The organism is Flavobacterium sp. MR2016-29, assembly GCF_015350695.1.
Classification (GTDB): domain Bacteria; phylum Bacteroidota; class Bacteroidia; order Flavobacteriales; family Flavobacteriaceae; genus Flavobacterium.
The window spans coordinates 131,438-149,862 of record NZ_JADKPU010000005.1 but is presented as its reverse complement, the minus strand read 5'-3'; the positions used below and the strand labels follow the sequence as shown (position 1 = coordinate 149,862).

Below are 18,425 nucleotides of genomic sequence, written 5' to 3'. Positions count from 1 at the left end.
ATTGATTCTCCCAAACCAAAAATAAGTTTTATTTTAATTTCTTTGAAAAATATAGTGTTTTTCTTTCTAAATATTTGAAATTAAGATTTATGGAACTTATATTTTAAATAGAAATTATTTTTATCTTTTCAAACTAAAATGACCTTTAACATTTTTACCGTTGTCAAATATTAAATTAAACCAATAATCATCTGCTGCTAATTGCTGACCATTAAATTGTCCGTTCCAGCCAACACTGTTTTGATTCATCTGTTTCAAAAATTTCCCATAACGATCGTAAATGAAAATATTATAATCAGGAAGCTGGTCAAAAGAATTAATTGTCCATAAATCATTGTAACCATCACCGTTTGGTGTAAAGAATTTTGGATAATCTAAAACATACACTAAAAAAGTATTTGATATTCCACAGCCGTTTTTATCTCGTGCTACGGCATAATAAATTCCAGGATTTATTCCTGTAAATAACGGATTATCTTGATAAACAATTCCGTCTAATGAAAATTCGTAATTACCGGTTCCAGTATATTGCAATAATACTGAATTATCGACCCCAGAAAAATCTTTTACAACAGCATCCGTTAGTACGGCAATTTCAGATAAATTTACTTTGAATTTTTTAGTTTTCTCACAGCCGTTCGCATCTTGAACTACAACTGAATAGTCTCCTGGTGAATTTACGGTGATAAAATTAGTTGTGCTTCCGGTATTCCATAAATAGCTTGAAAAGCCTGTAGCGACACTTAATGTAGTTTCTCCTCCCTTGCATACTACTTTGGTTTCATCTTCAAAATTAGGCGGAGAAAAAGTATTTACAACAAGTGTTATTGGTGTAATATCATAACAATCAGGTCCGTTTACTACTCTTGCAAAAATGGTTTGTGAAAAAGCAGTTGTGTTTTTAAAAATATTTGGTAAAGAATTTGTTTCTGTCAAAGCATCATTTGAATTCAAATAATAAGTAACATTTAATCCGTTAGGTAATCCTGAAACAATTTGAGGCGTAACTTGTGCATTAAGATCAAATTGATATAAGCCATCTTGCTTGTCATCTCCATCACAAGTTGATACTGGATTTTGATTAACAATCTGGTTGTTTGAAATTTGAAGTGTTACCTCGGCAATTTTATAACAGCCATAAGTGTTTTCGAGTCTGGCAAAAATAACTTGATTGGCACTTTTATTAGTATATTTTTCAGGATTTAAAATAGGATTTATTTTAGTTTGAGCATCTGCTAATGATTCATAATATCCTTTGTTTAAAATTTCTGAAACATTATTTTTTACGATTTTATCTGCTTTAGTCAAATTAAAAATTGCAATTCCATCTGTATTGTCATCACATTGCACTAAAGCTGTATTGCTCGATAAAACTTCTGGCGCATAATCAATTTTAATTTGTCCGACTAAGCTGCAAGTAGAAGGACTTAATACAACTTCAACTCTATAATCGCCCGCATCAGTGACATTATAAGTTGGTGTTGTTGCTACTTGCACATTGTTTTTAAACCATTTATAAGAGTATGCTGTTGATAATTTTGGATCTAATAAAAAAGTTTCTCCATAGCATAAAGGATTATTGCTTGTAGAAGTTCTATTAGGACCAAAGTCAATTTTTGAAGCAAAACTGCCCGCTTGTAAAAATACTGCTGAATCATAATAGCGCTGTGAGGCATCAGCAATTACAAGTTTGATATGATAGGTTTTTCCTTTAGTTACAGAAGTTTGTGCATTTAATACAACGGTTTGACCAGCATAATTAATTGGACTTGTATTGTTATTTAATCCATTAAAATAATTTTCATTAGATGCAGGACATCCGGTATATGGGCTTCCGTTTGGACGCGTGCCGGGTCCAATTTGCGGACGTACATTTACTGATGAAACAGGTATAGCAGTATTGGGTATTACAGCTAGATTTTTATAAGGATCTGCTGATCCTGCTTCTTTAATTAGGAAGGCAAAACCATCTGAATATTCACAAGGATAAGAATATTGATATTCGTTAGAAGCAAAAATATAATTAAAACTTATTAAATCTGATAAAGGAACAAAATCAAATTCAAGCACGGTTGCATTTATCGAGTTGATTCCTAATATCTGATTCAAATCTGAATCTCCGAGCCAATTTGGACTTCCCCCGCCATCATTACTAACATAAGGACCAACTCCTTCTGTGCTTGTAGAAGTGGTTAAAACAATACCTTCAGAAAAAGGAAATCCGCTTGTGCCGGCGTTGAAATAGGCAAAGCTATTTTTTCCGGGTGTAAACGTATCTCCTTTTCCTGTTGTATTTGTTGCAGAAGCACAAGAACTATTTACTAAAATATCTTGTATAAGCTGCTGTGGTGTTTTCTGATCATCAATATTTATAAACTGCGCATTCATCTTTGAAGAGAGAAGGCAAATGGATAAAATGACAATAAAACTTTTAAAATAATTCATAGTAAAACAAATATACTATAAATCTCTATTTTTTAATAATTTGTAAGAAAAGTATATAAATAAAAATGTCCAGATTAAAACAATTAAAATTGCAAAATAACTTACGCTATAATCCATATCTGTGTCAATTCCTATTTGTGAGCCAATACTCTTTACTACAGACAATCTTGGGCCAGGATTAGCAATTAAATTAGACATTGATTCTAAAGGCAGAAACTGTGTGATTTTCTCATCGATATTGCTGTCAGGGAAAATTTTAAAGGCTAATAAACCTCTGATTATTCCTTCGATTATATTCCAAACTAAAAGAAAACCTAATGCAAAGGCAGATCTTTTTACCAAAATTCCAAGAAATAAACAGAATGAAAAGAATCCGGTTAATTTTACGAAAAAGGCAAGTAGATAATCTAAGTCGCTAAAGATGATATCAATCTCAGTGTAAGAAGAAAAAATCAAACCTAAAATCAAACTCATAACAAAAATGAAGACAGTTGAAACAAATGAGAATAAAACAACTGTAAGGAACTTTGACAGAATAAATTCTTTTTTGCTCAAGCCGTCAATTAAATTTTGTTTCAGTGTTCCGTAGCTGTATTCATTAGCCATCATGGAAACAATTACAATAGCAAGAAATAATTTTAAAATAGCAGCGACATAAGTATTGAAGTGCCATATAAATGGAAAATTAAAAATTCCCATTTCTGCCAAATGGAATTTAAAAGGACCAATATCAAATTTAATAGAGGCAATTAAAGCTATAAAGGAAAGCAGAATAAAATAAGTTAAAGTGAGAATACGGCTGGCTTTATTCATCCAGATTTTTTGTAATTCTATAGAGATAAGTCTGTTCATGGCTTAATTAGATTTTTGGATTTGTATTTTTTGTTAATTCTAAAAATTGTGCTTCCAGACTATTTTTTCGTTTTACCAAATGACTCAAAACAATATTTTTTGAGAATAAATACTGATTTAATTCTGAAGCAGATAATTCAGATTTTAAATAGACTAAAACTTTTCCGTCTTCCTCTTTAATCTGATTAACTGCCTGATGCTCATTCAAAATTGATTTTAATGCCGTATTATCATTCGAAGAAATTTCAAAAAAGCCTTCGTTTGCAGACATTCCGTCAACAGACCCTGAATATAAAATTTCGCCTTTTCTTAAAACTACCACATGCGTACAAACTTTTTCGACTTCATCTAATAAATGCGAAGCCAATAAAATAGTTGTTCCCTGCGATGCAATTTTTTTAATAATATCTCGAATCTGATGAATTCCCTGCGGATCTAAACCATTCGTTGGTTCGTCTAAAATCAAAATTTCAGGATCGTTTAAAAGTGCCGAAGCAATTGCTAAACGCTGTTTCATTCCTAACGAAAAAGTGCTGAATTTGCTGTCTTTTCTTTCAGATAAACCTACTAAATCCAGTTTTTCATTGACTTTAGAATAGTTGATGTTTTTTATTTTACAAACCAATTTTAAATTTTCTTCAGCCGTCATGTACGGATAAAAGTTTGGTCTTTCGATAATTGCGCCTACTTTTTTTAGCGCTTCATGCGTTTCTATTTTTCCGTCAAACCAGCTGTAACTGCCTGATGTACGGTTAACAACATTTAATACGATTCCTAAAGTGGTCGATTTGCCGCTTCCGTTGGGACCTAAAATGCCGTAAACACGGCCTTTTTGTATTTCAAAAGATACATTTTTTAGCGCCTGAATACGGCCGTATCTTTTGTGTAGATTTTCAATGGTAAGAATGGTTTCCAAATTTATTTCGGTTTTAGTTTTAAGTATGACGAATCAACTTGTTAATTGTTACGGCTAAATGTAATTTAATGTAAATTTGCATTAAAGATATTCAAAATGAGCGAACCTTTAATGGTGTTAAAAAAACCTACTTACCCTTTAACACAATCTCTATTAAGTTATTTAGACAGATACGAACGCATTTCGAAAGTATCTGTGTTCTATGATGACTTATTGCGATTTTCTGGCTCTGTAAATGTCTACGATAAAAATGAAACAGATACTTTATGGATTCGCGTTTATTACGGTGAATTCGAAAGAAACGAAATCGATTTGAATCTAAAAAAAATCTATTCACTGCTGCATTCTGATGGAAACAGTGAAATTATTCAGTTTCTAAATATCGACGCGATTGATTATTGTACTTTCGGAAATTCGAAACCTTTCCGGATTAAAGTCAGAAATATTCTCAATGACAACTATGTTCATTTTTACATTAAAAAAGCAGATGCTTCAAGAATTTACGGTTTAGAATTAGAAGATATTCTTTCGCCAGATAAAATCAACTTTTTGGTTTATAAAGACACTTTAATTGAGGAACATATTATCGGAATTCCGGGTGATGTTTTTATGGAAACCTTATTGGATAATTGTACGGAAATGGAAAAATCACAAATTGCAAAAGAGTTTGTGAAGTTTAACGAACGTTGCATGATCAGGCTTTTGGGCGATATGCGCGCTTACAATTATGTGATTGTCCCAATTCATGATTTTGATCAAGTTGTCTATAAAATTCGTCCAATCGATTTTGATCAGCAATGTTACGAAGGAAATTTTAAGGTTTATCGCCCGCAGTTTTTCAAAGAAAATTATCCGATGATAAAACTTATTAAAGATAAATTAGAAGAACGTTCTATTATTCAATATAAAGATGAAGAAAGGGCGATTCTGGCTAAGCGTATTCATTCTGCAGAAAACAGAATTAAAAAATTATTGAACATTATGTGTCATGATACCATTTCGACAGAGGAACATCTAAATCAGCTAAAAATGGAATTGTACCGTTATACTAATGATATGAAATTCAAAAATGCAAAATCGATGGGACACGTAATGTTTGCAGCATTTGAGTTTATAACGCGGAACTTTAAAAATACAAATTTAATTTAGAGTTTTTTTAAAACATATATGTTTTAAAATTGACTTTACATTTTAAAAAACAATCTTATGAAAAAGTTTTTTTTACTGGCAATTACAATTGCTTTACTAGCTTGTCAGCAGCAATCAGATAATGATTTAAAAACGCTTTATTCTATTCCTAAAAAACTAAAAGAAGTATCTGGAATTACATATTTTCCAGAAAATAAATTAATTTATACTTTAGAAGACAGCGGGAATAAAAATGCAATTTATGCGATAAATTCGGATGGAAAATTAACCAAAACGATTACCATTGCGAATGCTAAAAATGTTGATTGGGAAGATATTACAAAAGATAAGAAGGGAAATATTTATATAGGAGATTTTGGCAACAACGACAACGAACGCAAAGATCTTTGTATTTATAAAGTAAATAAAAATCAGCTGAATAGAGATCAGGCTTCCGCCGAATATAAAGTTTCATTCTCGTATCCGGAACAAACTGAATTTCCTCCAAAGAAAAAAGAATTATTTTATGATGTTGAAGGTTTCTTCGAACATGGAAATTATTTTTACTTATTTACAAAAAATAGAAGCAAAGGTTTTGACGGTACAGCTTTTATATACAAAATATTAAATGCACCAGGAACTCAAAAAGCAGTAAAAATTGGCGAATTTAAAACTTGCAATAATTACAACCATTGTGTTTTGACCAGTGCAACTATTAGTCCAGATGGTAAAAAAGTAGTTTTATTAAGCCATGATAAAATTGTTTTATTTCAAGGTTTTAAAGGCGACTTATTTCACAAAGGTTCTCAAACCGAAATAAAACTAAACCACTTTTCTCAAAAAGAAGCTATAGTTTTTAAAGACAATAACACTTTGCTTATCGCCGATGAAAAAACAAATAAAGTAGGAGGGAATGTTTATGAATTTAAGATTCTAAGCTACTAAGTTTCTAAGCACTAAGTTTAAAAAAGCAGTAAACTACAAATCATAAGCTGGCGTGAGGTAAAATAAGACTAAAAAAAGCCACAAATTCAAGAATGTAATTAAAGTAATTCGTGAATTCGTGGCTAAAAAACTTAGAATCTTAGCAACTTAGTGGCTTAAAATCTTAAAAACTATACGCTGCTCCAAAAATAACTCTTCCCACTTCATCCGGAGATTTGAAATAAGAGATTCTGGCCGTTAAAACATTAATTGCATTTAACCAAAGTCCACCGCCATAATCTTGATGCCATTTTTTAGAATTTTCTCCATCAAGCCAAATTCTTCCGTAGTCAAATCCGCCTAAAATACCGTAGGTTAATGGCGCAACTGTACGATGAATTTTTCCAAGACTAAAACGCAAATCACTACTCTGAGAAAAATACGAACTTCCTAAAAAGCGTTCGTTTCTATAACCGCGCAGATCTTTATCGCCTCCTAAAGCAGCACCTTGATAGAATTCGTAGTTGTTGTTTAAGATCGCTTTTCCTTTTATTATTGTGGCTAAAACTAATTTTCCGTTGTGATCAATTTTGTGGGTGAAACCTAATAAACTTTCAATAGTTGGAAAATTTTGTTTGGTTTCATTCAAATTTGTTGTCCAAGTTGCGGCTACCATAAAACCAATTCCTAATGTTGGTTTTGAGACAAAATCAGCATTTTTGAATTGATATTTTACCTTCAAACCGCCATAATTCTGACTATCAAAAACAGTAGGGTTTACAATATTAGGTATATCAATATATCTGTTTTCAGTTTCTTCAACTGTCATTCTCTCAAAAATTGGCTGAACGCTAAACTCACTCCCATATCTTCCAACATGTCTGATAGCTCCAGATGCATTAAATTTTCGGATACGAACCCTGTTATAATCCATTCCATAATCATCATCGTTATTTTGTGTTTCATTTCCGTATCCAAAATAATTCATCGCAAAATTTGGAGTAGTGTATTGCGATTCAACGTCAATAACCCATTTACCAAGTAATCCAGGAAAATGTGCAGCATAATTAAATTCTAAACCTCCAGTTGCAAAATAATAGAAAGCATTAAAAACATGCCTTTGTGTGTACGGATTTTGTTTAAAATTGTTAACTGTATAATTTAAATTAATACCCACTTTTACGCCATCATCTGGATTGTAGCCAATATTTGGAAGTCCAGAAATTACATTATACTTTGGTTTTTGAAAATTATATAAATTTACATCATAGTCATCTGTAAGCTGTGTTTTTGTTTTTGAGTCGAGGTTGTAAGTGTTTTCTTTTGATTTAAAATCATATACAATAACTTTTTTTCCGTTTTCAATGTTGTAAGTGTCATTGTTTTGACCACCGATCAAACGAATTTTTATACTCGATTTTTGATCTCCAATTACTTGGAATTCATCACTGTCATCTAAACCATAAATCCACAAATTTGAAGTTTTTGAATCTGTTACTGTTTTAGTATAAACTAAATCATCACCTTCTTTTTTAACTCTATAAACTTTAATTTCAATGCTTTTTTTAGCATTATGATTGATAACAAATTTGTCTTTTTTGTCAGTTCCTGCAATCATTACAGTATGGCTCAAAATATCAAAATATTCAGAAGCGTATTTTTGAAGATCTTTTTTTCTAATTTTTAATTTTTGTTTTATTTCTTCAACAGTTTGATCTTGAACTTCTTTTGGCATATTTTTAAAAGCCTCATCGATATCTTTGTCTGTTAAATTTTGCTGAATAAATTTTGCTTGCGCAATCCAGTCTTTTTCTTCAGCAGTTCGCAAGAAAGCTAAATCCATCGGATAAGGTTCTCTATTAAGCCATTTTACATTGTCAATTTTGCTTTTAAAAGTGCGCATATGACGAAGCGCAGGAATATTCATTAAAATCGAAAGCAATGTTCCGTCGTATTTAGCAAAAGCTTGGTCGCGATCACGAGGAATTGGCGTGTAAACTACTTTGTCTCCTTTTTTATGTTCTCCCCAGCGCCATTGGTCGCTGTGTCTGTCCCAGTCGCCAATCAGCATATCAAACAAACGTGCCTTTATATATTCTTTTTCGTCTACCGAGTATTTTTCGTCTTTGTGCAGATTTTGCATCATATCATCAGTACTGATAATATTAGTTGGGTTTCCAAAGTTTTTACCATCTAAATGATTATCAGCTGGTCTTTCCTCAATCATGTATAATTCATCTCCAAAATTCGAGTTAAACTCTTCTAAACCATCTTGTTTTGGAATATAATATAAAATCGGATTAGTATGCAAAATTCCCAATTTGTCAGACATACTGGATGTTACATAGGAAGCATAAGGGTGAGAAGTAGTATAAAAATCTAAAAGGAAATTTTCTGTATATGTTTTTTGAAAATCGTTTACAATATATTGGTCTTTAAAAGCAACAGACTGCAAAAATACTGTCGCGCTTTTTTTCATCGCACGCATGACATATTCGCGCCCTTTTGGATCTGACATTCGAAGCGAAATAGATTGATGTCCCCCGCCTTCGCGAATTGGTTTTAGACCGCCCTTTAAAGTGTCTAAAGTTGCTATCTTAGCTTCAATTGGCACGCTGTAATATTTTCGATAATGATTTCCAAACAAGAACCTATGTACTAAGCTCTTTTGTGTCATTTCTGGCGTATAGATCGAAGTCATAATGGTTGCAGGAAATTTATTGTCAACTTTTGAAGCCCAATTAATTTCTTTCGCTTTTATAATTTCATGCTCAAAAAGAAGCTTTTCCTTATTGTTTTCATTTCCAAAGAAAGAGACTTTTGCGTCACCGCTTTTAAATAAAGTAAGGGTTGCATAGCCATTTCCTCCGTATGAAAATTCAGTTGAATTTATTGCTCTCGCAGCTTCAGATTTTGAGCCTGCACCACTAATGATCTGGTTTATATTTTCTTTGTTGACATATTGGAGATTATGATCATGTCCGGAAACAACAATTACATTTTTCTGGCCCTGCAATAGTGTTTTAATCCTCTTGGCATAAATAGTATATTGTTTGTTTTGAAGGTCTTGTGGACTTACGCCAGATGTTTTTCGCAGTAAATTGATAAAAGAACCAATTACCGGAAGCGGAATTTTTTTCTCTAAAGGGAACAATTGTTTTTCCCAAGAATATTGTCCGCCATGCGATCCGTTGCTCATCAGAGGATGATGGATAGCAAGAACAACTGTTTTTTCTTGATTTTTATTTAGGATATTTTCTAATTCCTTAAAAAAATCTTCTCTGGTTTTAATGTCGCAATTATCGTTGATTGTTGGGTGATTGTCCCAGTCTTCTAGAAACCATTCGCTGTCAACAGTAACTAATGTAGTAGTGCTATCAATTTTTACATCTTCGATAGGGCATGATTTTCTTGGCATAAAGGCCTTTTTATCATTTAGATATTTGGTAACAAATTCAGCCTGAAGTTCTAAGCCTTTGATGCCGTTATACCAATCATGATTTCCGGGAATCACAATTGTTTTTCCTCTAAATCCTTTAGCCAAATCCAATTGGTTTTTAAGCTTTGTTTCTGCAGCAGCTTTTTCTGCAGCATTGCCGTCACTAGGAAATCCTTTCGGATATATGTTGTCTCCCAGAAATAATAAAGTAGCCTTTTTATTAGACTTCTTAAGTTTTTTATGAAGAAGTTCCAACGTTTGCTGCGCTTGTTCTTCATCGGCATTTCCTGCATCTCCAACTAAATAAAAAGTATGTGCAATTTTTATAGTGTCAGTCGCGTTTTCTGTTTCGTTGGCACTTACATTTTTTCCGTACTGCGCTTTATGCGTTGCACACGAATTAACAAGTATTATGACAACAATTGCCAAAGAATATTTTTTAATCTTTGCAATAAAATGGTTATCCAAAAACAATTTCATAATTTAGTGGTATAAAAATATTCTTTATGAATCTAATAGAACAATCCGAAGATTTCGTCAGTATTTTACTCAAAGATAAACTTTCTAATTTATATTCTTACCATAATTTTAACCATACTTTAACCGTAGTAAATGCAGTAAAAGAGCTTTGTAAGAAAGAAGATGTAGGGGGAGATGAAAAAGAAATGCTTCTAGTGGCAGCTTGGTTTCATGACACAGGATATACTGTAGGTTATGAAAACCATGAAAAAGAAAGTGTCAAAATTGCATCCAATTTCTTGAAAGAGAAGGGACAATCAGATGAGTATATAGAAAAAGTATCGAGTTTGATTTTGGCTACAATCAAGGAATACGTTCCGAAAACACATTTAGAAAAGATAATTAAAGATGCAGATTTTGCTCATTTGATGGGTACGGAATATGAAACTACTTGTGAACTGTTGCGTATTGAATTAAAAAACACTTGGAATCTCAATTTTTCTAATGCCGAGTGGGCGAAAGAAAACATGGGATTTTTGCTGAACAAACACCGTTTTTATACTGATTATGCTCAAAAAAAATGGCAGCCTCTAAAAGAAAAAAACTTGCTTTTGATACAGAAGAAAATAAACAAGCAAGAAAAGAAAGCTGCAGCCTTAATTGAAGCTGAAAATAAAAAGAAAGATAAAGTTGAAAAACCAGATCGTGGCGTAGATACTTTGTTTCGTGTTACTCTAGGAAATCATACCCGATTAAGCGGTATTGCTGATAGTAAAGCTAATATCTTGCTGTCTGTTAATGCGATTATTATTTCAATTGCACTTTCTTCGATTATTCCAAAATTAGACAGCCCGAAAAATGCACATTTGGTTATTCCGACATTTATTATGCTGATGTCTAGCGTTATTACGATTATTTTTGCGATTCTTTCGACACGTCCAAAAGTTACTTCTGGTGTTTTTACAAGAGAAGACATCGAGAATAAAAAAATAAACTTACTGTTTTTTGGAAATTTCTATAAAATGCCTCTAGAAGAATACGATTGGGCAATGAACGAAATGATGAAAGACCGCGATTATTTATATTCAAATATGATCAAAGATTTATATTTTCTTGGATTAGTCCTGCAGCGAAAATACAATTTGCTTCGTATTGCCTACAATTTTTTCATGGTCGGAATTGTCATTACCGTTATCGCGTTTGTTATTGCATTTAAATCCATTTAAAAAAATAAAAAAATGAGCTCAATTAATTGAGCTCATCTAATAAATCCTGATAAGTAATTTTTTTCGCTGCCAGATTAGCGGTATTGTTAATCACTTTTACGCGAATCGCTCGCAAACCAGAAACGCCTTGAAGATCTTCAACTTCAAATTGTTCAATTGCAGGTTCTAATATTTTTTTATGCTGCAGATATTTGATGTATTTCAAATATTCAGTTTCTTCATTATTTTGCGAGTATACGATCGTAATTTTTTCCTTTTCTGTAATTCGCTCTTTAGTTCCTTTAATGTTCGATTTGTCAATACGTTTTTTTACGACTTCGTATCTCGCATTGTAAGTTCCGTCAACATCAAAACGTTTTTCATCCATTCTAAAACGAATGGAAAGCGGTGCACTGAAAACTAAAATCAATGAAGTCACGTCTAGTTCATAAGGAAGCGATTCTTTAAGCTGATGATGTTCTAGCTCCATTTCGCATAAAGTCTGCAATTGCCACAAGCGTAAGTTATGCAGGTACATTATATCAAAAGGTTTTGTTGGCGAAATTGAAGCTCCAATATATAAATTATGTTCAACACCATCCGTTTTAAAACGCTCGTAATAATGCGGATAAATTTGTTGCGCTTCCAGTTGTTTTCTGTCTAAAACCGAAGCTAATTTCTTGTTGATAATCGACATTGCATTATCAAATTTCTTTCTTTCCTGATAAAATAAACCTGTTTTTTCATCAAGGCTTTCAAAATACAATTCTTCTAATTTCTCGTTTTTCGCAGAACCTTTAGTGTTTTTTAAAATCGGATGAATTTCTTCTTCTATATAACGCTGAATATGTTGTTCTGTATCTGCTTTTAATGGAAATTCTAATTCATTTCTAAGCGATTCTAGTTCAAACTTTCGTTGTTCTAAAAGTACCAGATTTGCATTTGGTTTTTGATTATCAAAAATTTCTAAAAGCGTTGTAAGCTGATTTTTCAAATCTCTTTTAACGGTTTCATTTCTATGCTCAGAAGAACCTTTGATATCAATTTGACCGTATAACGGATATACATTTTTAAAAACAATTTCTTTAAAAATATAATCTTTTGTATGATTGATATTTTGAAAATAGTTTTGAGATTCTTTTCTGAATTTCCAATATACACTTGGGTGAATTGTGGTATATTCTCGCTGAATAATTGCCTCAATCTGGTGTTGCATATCAGTATTATAGCGGTCGATTGTGTCTGTCAAATACGGCAAAACCAATTCTAGTTTTGTTGCATTAACGCTATTCAATTCTCTAGGATTTTCTGAAACCAATTCAACTACGCCTAGTAAATGGCCGTCTTTTACAACAGGTGCAAAAACACAGCTTTGAATTCCTTGTCGTAATAAGTGTTCGCCCATTCTTTTGTTTGGCGATTCTTCAATGAATTTTTTGACATTCGAAATAACAAAAGGTTCGTTTTTGTCTAATAAGTTTTCAAATGAACATCCAAAAAAGGCATTTTTACAGTCTACTTCCTGTTCTTTTGAAAGCAAAAAACTTTGTAATTGATTATCAAATTTAACAGGCCTGATAAATTTCTCTTCTTCAGGATTATAGATAATGAAACCAACTTTTAAATTTGGTATTTTAAATATTGATCTAAAGATATTTGCAACAACTTCATCTTTTGCAACTGTTTTTGTATTAGGCTTTAATAAGTTACTTTTTAGTATCGAAATTGCGCTTTCTGTAGTAGCATCAAACAATGAAACAATTCCAAAACCTTTTAAAATCCAGCTTCCTTTAGGAAATTTAGATTTCCATAGTTCAATGTCACTATAATTATCAAGCAGTAAATCAATGTCATCTTGAGTCAAATGAACTGCATTTTCTGTTGGGATAATTTCCATAAAATCAGCATTGTACAAAATACGATAATGCTTTTCTATACCGCTTTCGTCCGGAATGTCATAGAAAAAGGGTTTGTTAAAATCGATATGCTGTTTGTAATAACTGCTTAAAATCAAGCAGCAGTTATTTACATAAAATTGGTGATCATCAAAATCACGAATTTCCATATAGAATTCATCTCCGGCGTTGCGCAGAATTTTTTTGAAACGGTCTGTATAATTAAAAGATATATTTTGAAAAGGAATCGTAACTGCTTTTATCTCATTCTGACTTAAAGCGGTTGGAAATAAATCGGCTAAAAGATTTTTAATTAAAGCCTCATTGTTTTTAATGACAGAATAATCCAGAATACCTGTTCTAAATTCTGGTAAATGTTCTATTTCTTTTAATAGGGCTTTGGCATAATTGGCACGGTAGTCAACGTTTGATGAAGCAATTTCCTCAAAAGATTCAATCAGCTTATGAAAGGAGATGATGGTTTGGAAAGGACTTTCGTTGTGTAATTGAATATCCATCAGATTTTTGTTTTTAGGCTACAAAATTAAGCATAAATTAAGAATCTTTCACGTTTTCTTATTTGTTTCGCTTATGGCAGGATAGATTTTTTCTTAGAAAAATAAGGGCTTTTGAAAGGCATTAATTATTTTAACTAAATATTAACATCAACAATAACGGAACGATCGTTCCGTTATTGTATCTTTGTACCATAATAATTGAATAATCAATAACTTAAAAACAAATAAAATGAAAAATTTAGAAAACAAGGTAGCTATCGTAACTGGAGGAAATAGCGGAATCGGGTACGCAGCTGCAGCTGAATTAAAAGCAAAAGGCGCAAACGTAATTGTAACAGGAAGAAATAAAGAAGCGTTGGCAAAAGCTGAAGCAGAATTAAATGTAACTGGAATTGTAGCAGATCAATCTGATTTAAAATCTATTGAGGCCTTAGTAGAAAAAGTTGCAGCTCAATATGGAAAAATTGATATTGTATTTTTAAATGCCGGAATCGCATCTTTCGCTCCAGTAGATTCAGCTTCAGAAGAGCATTATGACAGTATTATGAATGTCAATGTAAAAGGAGTTTATTTTACAGTTCAAAAATTATTGCCAATTTTAAATGATGGAGCTTCTATTATTTTTAATACTTCTGTTAATGCGCATTTAGGTATGCCAAATTCAAGTGTTTATGCAGCAAGCAAGGCGGCAGTTTTATCTTTAAACAAAGTTTTTGCTACAGAATTAGCGCCAAGAAAAATTAGAGTAAATGCCGTTTCTCCTGGCCCAGTTGAAACACCGCTTTATGGCAAATTAGGTTTAGAAAAAGCAGAAGTAGAAGGTTTTGGAGCACTTTTAGGAGAGAAAATTTTATTGAAGCGTTTTGCTCAGTCTTCAGAAATTGCTAAAACTGTTGGATTTCTTGCTTCAGACGATGCATCATTTATTACAGGTTCTGAAATTGTTGTCGATGGCGGACTTACTGTAAACGCTGTGGTTTAATTTTTTGCAAAAATTTAGGAACGATTGTTCCATATTTTTTATACTTTTGTAAAGGAATTTAAATTTAAGGTTATGGCTAGAACAAAAGAATTTAACGAAGAACAAGCTTTAGACAAGGCTGTCGAAATTTTTTGGCACAAAGGTTATAATGGCACTTCGGCTCAGGATTTGGTAACGCATTTAGGTTTGAGCCGTTCTAGTTTATATGATACTTTTGGTGATAAGCAAAAACTTTTTGTAAAAGCTTTAAATAAGTATCAAAACGATAATTATGTCAAGGTTAAAGAAATGCTTGACACGTCGACAAACATTAAAGAAACACTGACTGTTATTTTTAAATTGGCAGTTGTTGAAAGTCTGGAAGATCGCATTACGAAAGGATGTTTTATGGTTAATTCTGCAGTAGAACTTGCCATGCACGATGAAGAAATTGCTAAAATAGTTAGCGGTAATCAGAAAATTATGGAAGATGTGTTTTACACTGCTGTTAAAAAAGGGCAGGATGGAGGACAAATTTCAACCAAAAACGATGCCCGTGTACTTGCTAGATTTATTTTCAATACCTATTCTGGAATTAGAGTTTTGGCTCGTGCCGGTGAAAAAGACAAACAGGTTTACGATGATATTTTAAAAGCAATGTTTTCCTTATTTTAAGATTAGAAGACATGTAAAATAAAAAACGGCAATTACAATAATGTAGTTGCCGTTTTTTGTGTTTAAGTAAGTAATAGAAAATGAATAATGATTAGCTTTTTTCTTCCTTATTGAAATAAACTAAATAATAATACATTTGTTTTTCTTCATCCCAGCCTTTTTCAACAAATTTTTCTGCACTTTCAGGATTGATAAAATCCATTTTAATCTGAATGTGAGTATCCAGATTAATTACGTTTTTAATCGATTTTCTAGCGTCAGAAACTGCTGCGTTTGCAATTGGAAATGAGGTTACATCTTCGATGCTGTATTTTTCTCCTTTATCAACTTTATAATTTTTGAATTCAGGAATCAAGTCTGGATTATCTAATACTTCGTTCAAGAAATTTTGTTCTTCAAACTGATCATTTTTAGCGAAATAGTTCACAGATCGGTTCATAAACATAACTTCTTCTTTTTTGTCTTCTGCTGGCAAAACAACATCTTTTGCGAAGTTTTGACAAAATTTCAAGTATTTTTTGGTGATGAAGTTTTCATCTTCAAAGGCATCGACAGATAAAAAGTGCTCTAACCAGTAACGCGCGTCGTAACGATTACTGTCTACAGTTAAAATTTTATATCCTTCGTCTTTTTTATAATTAAAAATCAAACATCCTTTATCTAATTTGCTAAGGTTAATTCCCTGTTGCAAAATCATTTCAAGATTGCTGTCTTTTTCTTCAAACTGTAAAAAGTCTGCTTGCAATTCGCTTTTAAAAATTCCGATAGCGTCAACAACATTATTGTCAATGCTCAAATTTGTTAAATACGTTACATAGACTTCTCCGTTTTTAATATGCGGATGGTTTGATTGCTCGAATAAATGCGTAGTAATATTTTTAGAAACTTCTTGTAATCTGCTCGGATTATCAAAAATCTCAGTAGCATATTTAAACATGTCATTATAATCCAAATCAACTTCGTGTGCAAACTGATAATAGTTTTCTTCTTTCTCTCTAAAAGGTTTAAAAAAGTACTCTTTTATCAGAGGCACAATTTCGTCATTTAAGTTAAAAGGCTGTTCCGATAAAAAAATCGCTTCGTTTCTGCTTTTGTTCCCTACGCGGTGTATCGCAAGCGTCTCGATGTGGGTGTTGAATAAGTTGATCATTTTTTTGAGTTGCTGAGATTCTAAGTTTCTAAGATTCTAAGTTTTTTAAATAGGGTCTTTTAATTTTCTTATTAATGACGCTAACATTCTTTCGATCTCTCGACTGTCCTCATATAAAAGGTTAAATTCTTCTTCTTTTATGTATATAATGTTTTTTGCAATTTCAAGCTGAGTCTGCATTTCAAATATAGAACCTAGAGAAATATATAAAAACCGCAAAAAATCTTTATTACTTTCTCTACCAGATCCTTCTGCAATATTACTTGGAATAGAAACTGAACTCCGCCGTATTTGAGAAGTTAATCCAAACGTTTCTTCTTTTGGAAAAGTGCTTGTTGCTTTGTAAATTTTGGTAACTAAGGTAATGGATTTCTGCCAAACTAAGATTTTTCTAAAATGACTCATTATTTATTTTTAAATTAACTTCAAAAATAAGAAAAATCTTTCAATTAGAAAAACTTAGAAACTTAGCGTCTCAGAAACTTAGTAACTTAGCTTAATTCCAATTCTCCTCAAATCCGTAATCTTCGAAGCTGTCGTCGCCTTCGAACATGTCAAGATCTTCTTCGTCTAAGTCATCTTCAAATTCGCCGTAAATATCATCATGCATATCGGCTTCAAAGTTTTTTTCAATGGCTTCGTCTGGCATTTCTCCATGAGAAAATAGAGTTTCAGGATAAGGTGCTCCAGCAATTTGATCTTCAATAGCAGCCAATTCAACTAAGAAAGTCCACATATTAATGAAATCGTATACATAGATTATTTTAGTATTTTGCTCATCTAAGATAGAAGATAACGGATAATCAGCCATAGTTTTTTGTTCGCCAGGAACGTCTCCAGTATCAAAAAGCGGAATTTCATCTTCTTGATTCCAAGTTTCATCGCAGGTATAAAACGAAGCTACTTCCATCCCGTCAAAACCAAAAGCGTTGAAGATCGCATTGTGTAAATCTTCAAGAGTATCGTCTTCAAGAATTGCAATGTCTCTAAAAATATCTTCTTCGGCGTCTAGAATTACTCTAAATTTATAAACCATAATCTTTGTTTTAATGAAAGGTCAAAGGTAAAATATAAAAAACGAAATACGAATTAGGAATTACGATTTGTTGAAAAGATTTTTTTGTTTTAAGCTTTGAGTAGCTTGTCATTTCGAGGAACGAGAAATCACACATGCTGATCCACAAAGATTATCAACGCTACGTGGAGTTTCTAGTATGATTTCTCGTTCCTCGAAATGACAAACTTTACCTTACAGTCAATCTTTTTCGAATTTTATGATAATGCTTGTGGTAAGTACAATGACTAGGATAACTCCTGCTTGAAGTTATATTATTAAAGATTAAAGCAGTTATAAATAAAATCAAGACGCCGACTAAAACGGGCGATATAACATACATATAACCCAAATTTTTTATTTGACTTGAAGCGGTAACAGCAATAAGGGCAGTCGCACCTCCAGGCGGATGAAGTGTTTTGGTGATTTGCATGAATACAATAGAAAGAGAAACTGCCAATGGAGCGGCTATCCAAACAATATCAGGAACCAATTTATTTACGCTTACACCAATAAATGCGGAGATCAAATGACCGCCAATTAAATTTCGTGGCTGTGAAAACGGACTTTGAATTATGCCATAAATTAATACACTTGATGCTCCAAATGATCCAATTAAATAAACCATATCATTTCCTGAGAAATGTATAGATTCAAGATAAGCCAATATTCCGATTCCCACAAATGAGCCAATAAAAGACCAAAAATGTTCTTTAAAATCGATTAAGGTTTCCTTGTAAAGAATGTAACGTGTTTTTCGATAGCTTCGTCTGATTTTTTGAGTGGGCATAATAGTAATATGAA

Annotated in this window: 14 protein-coding genes; 5 read left to right on the top strand and 9 right to left on the bottom strand. The window is 32.2% G+C overall.

The window, feature by feature from the left end; genetic code table 11:
- Positions 1-120: 120 nt before the first annotated feature.
- From IR010_RS13035 to IR010_RS13025, 3 genes are read right to left on the bottom strand one after another with little or no spacing between them, the layout of a single operon-like run.
- Positions 121-2,445, bottom strand: coding sequence for a T9SS type B sorting domain-containing protein (locus IR010_RS13035; RefSeq protein WP_194569978.1), 2,325 nt, complete (start codon positions 2,443-2,445; stop codon positions 121-123).
- Positions 2,446-2,460: 15 nt separating this feature from the next.
- Positions 2,461-3,297 carry an ABC transporter permease gene (locus IR010_RS13030; protein WP_029272772.1) on the bottom strand — a complete coding sequence of 279 codons (837 nt, stop codon included), beginning with the start codon at positions 3,295-3,297 and terminating at the stop codon, positions 2,461-2,463.
- Between the two features lie 7 nt (positions 3,298-3,304).
- A complete protein-coding gene (locus IR010_RS13025; RefSeq protein WP_194569976.1) occupies positions 3,305-4,213 on the bottom strand; it encodes an ABC transporter ATP-binding protein in 909 nt (302 codons plus the stop codon).
- Between the two features lie 96 nt (positions 4,214-4,309).
- Between IR010_RS13025 and IR010_RS13020 the strand changes: the two genes are divergently transcribed.
- Together IR010_RS13020 and IR010_RS13015 are read left to right on the top strand one after the other, a co-directional pair.
- Positions 4,310-5,362 carry a hypothetical protein gene (locus IR010_RS13020; RefSeq protein WP_194604425.1) on the top strand — a complete coding sequence of 351 codons (1,053 nt, stop codon included), beginning with the start codon at positions 4,310-4,312 and terminating at the stop codon, positions 5,360-5,362.
- A gap of 57 nt (positions 5,363-5,419) precedes the next feature.
- Positions 5,420-6,286, top strand: coding sequence for an SdiA-regulated domain-containing protein (locus IR010_RS13015; protein WP_194569972.1), 867 nt, complete (start codon positions 5,420-5,422; stop codon positions 6,284-6,286).
- A 163-nt stretch (positions 6,287-6,449) separates the two neighbouring features.
- On the opposite strand, the gene IR010_RS13010 is transcribed toward IR010_RS13015, so the two are convergent.
- The gene (locus tag IR010_RS13010) at positions 6,450-10,184 is read right to left on the bottom strand and encodes a metallophosphoesterase (protein WP_194569970.1); all 3,735 of its coding nucleotides are present in this window, start codon (positions 10,182-10,184) and stop codon (positions 6,450-6,452) included.
- 26 nt (positions 10,185-10,210) lie between these two features.
- Here IR010_RS13010 and IR010_RS13005 point away from each other — a divergent pair, with 26 nt between their 5' ends.
- The gene (locus IR010_RS13005) at positions 10,211-11,389 is read left to right on the top strand and encodes a Pycsar system effector family protein (RefSeq protein WP_194604422.1); all 1,179 of its coding nucleotides are present in this window, start codon (positions 10,211-10,213) and stop codon (positions 11,387-11,389) included.
- Positions 11,390-11,411: 22 nt separating this feature from the next.
- On the opposite strand, the gene IR010_RS13000 is transcribed toward IR010_RS13005, so the two are convergent.
- On the bottom strand, positions 11,412-13,781 hold the full coding sequence (locus IR010_RS13000; RefSeq protein WP_194604419.1) for a GAF domain-containing protein: 2,370 nt from the start codon (positions 13,779-13,781) through the stop codon (positions 11,412-11,414).
- Positions 13,782-14,010: 229 nt separating this feature from the next.
- On the opposite strand from IR010_RS13000, the gene IR010_RS12995 reads away from it, so the two are divergent.
- Both IR010_RS12995 and IR010_RS12990 read left to right on the top strand, forming a co-directional pair.
- The gene (locus tag IR010_RS12995) at positions 14,011-14,763 is read left to right on the top strand and encodes an SDR family oxidoreductase (protein WP_194569964.1); all 753 of its coding nucleotides are present in this window, start codon (positions 14,011-14,013) and stop codon (positions 14,761-14,763) included.
- A gap of 72 nt (positions 14,764-14,835) precedes the next feature.
- Entirely contained in the window at positions 14,836-15,417 is a 582-nt protein-coding gene (locus IR010_RS12990; protein WP_194604416.1) for a TetR/AcrR family transcriptional regulator, read from the top strand.
- 91 nt (positions 15,418-15,508) lie between these two features.
- On the opposite strand, the gene IR010_RS12985 is transcribed toward IR010_RS12990, so the two are convergent.
- The 4 genes from IR010_RS12985 to IR010_RS12970 form a co-directional block, all read right to left on the bottom strand.
- Positions 15,509-16,567 (bottom strand): nucleoid-associated protein, encoded by a 1,059-nt coding sequence (locus tag IR010_RS12985; RefSeq protein WP_029272781.1) that lies wholly within the window; start codon positions 16,565-16,567, stop codon positions 15,509-15,511.
- A 45-nt stretch (positions 16,568-16,612) separates the two neighbouring features.
- Complete coding sequence (locus IR010_RS12980; protein WP_194569960.1) at positions 16,613-16,972, bottom strand: four helix bundle protein; 360 nt, start codon at positions 16,970-16,972, stop codon at positions 16,613-16,615.
- 91 nt (positions 16,973-17,063) lie between these two features.
- Positions 17,064-17,603: an IS1096 element passenger TnpR family protein gene (locus tag IR010_RS12975; protein ID WP_029272783.1), complete on the bottom strand. Its 540-nt coding sequence runs from the start codon at positions 17,601-17,603 to the stop codon at positions 17,064-17,066.
- Between the two features lie 208 nt (positions 17,604-17,811).
- Positions 17,812-18,411 (bottom strand): HPP family protein, encoded by a 600-nt coding sequence (locus IR010_RS12970; RefSeq protein WP_194604412.1) that lies wholly within the window; start codon positions 18,409-18,411, stop codon positions 17,812-17,814.
- Positions 18,412-18,425: the final 14 nt, after the last annotated feature.

Coding starts and splice junctions, on each gene's coding strand:
- IR010_RS13035 (WP_194569978.1), bottom strand. CDS start 2,445: ATGAATTATTTTAAAAGTTTTATTGTCATTTTATCCATTTGCCTTCTC.
- IR010_RS13030 (WP_029272772.1), bottom strand. CDS start 3,297: ATGAACAGACTTATCTCTATAGAATTACAAAAAATCTGGATGAATAAA.
- IR010_RS13020 (WP_194604425.1), top strand. CDS start 4,310: ATGAGCGAACCTTTAATGGTGTTAAAAAAACCTACTTACCCTTTAACA.
- IR010_RS13015 (WP_194569972.1), top strand. CDS start 5,420: ATGAAAAAGTTTTTTTTACTGGCAATTACAATTGCTTTACTAGCTTGT.
- IR010_RS13010 (WP_194569970.1), bottom strand. CDS start 10,184: ATGAAATTGTTTTTGGATAACCATTTTATTGCAAAGATTAAAAAATAT.
- IR010_RS13005 (WP_194604422.1), top strand. CDS start 10,211: ATGAATCTAATAGAACAATCCGAAGATTTCGTCAGTATTTTACTCAAA.
- IR010_RS13000 (WP_194604419.1), bottom strand. CDS start 13,781: ATGGATATTCAATTACACAACGAAAGTCCTTTCCAAACCATCATCTCC.
- IR010_RS12995 (WP_194569964.1), top strand. CDS start 14,011: ATGAAAAATTTAGAAAACAAGGTAGCTATCGTAACTGGAGGAAATAGC.
- IR010_RS12990 (WP_194604416.1), top strand. CDS start 14,836: ATGGCTAGAACAAAAGAATTTAACGAAGAACAAGCTTTAGACAAGGCT.
- IR010_RS12985 (WP_029272781.1), bottom strand. CDS start 16,567: ATGATCAACTTATTCAACACCCACATCGAGACGCTTGCGATACACCGC.
- IR010_RS12980 (WP_194569960.1), bottom strand. CDS start 16,972: ATGAGTCATTTTAGAAAAATCTTAGTTTGGCAGAAATCCATTACCTTA.
- IR010_RS12975 (WP_029272783.1), bottom strand. CDS start 17,603: ATGGTTTATAAATTTAGAGTAATTCTAGACGCCGAAGAAGATATTTTT.
- IR010_RS12970 (WP_194604412.1), bottom strand. CDS start 18,411: ATGCCCACTCAAAAAATCAGACGAAGCTATCGAAAAACACGTTACATT.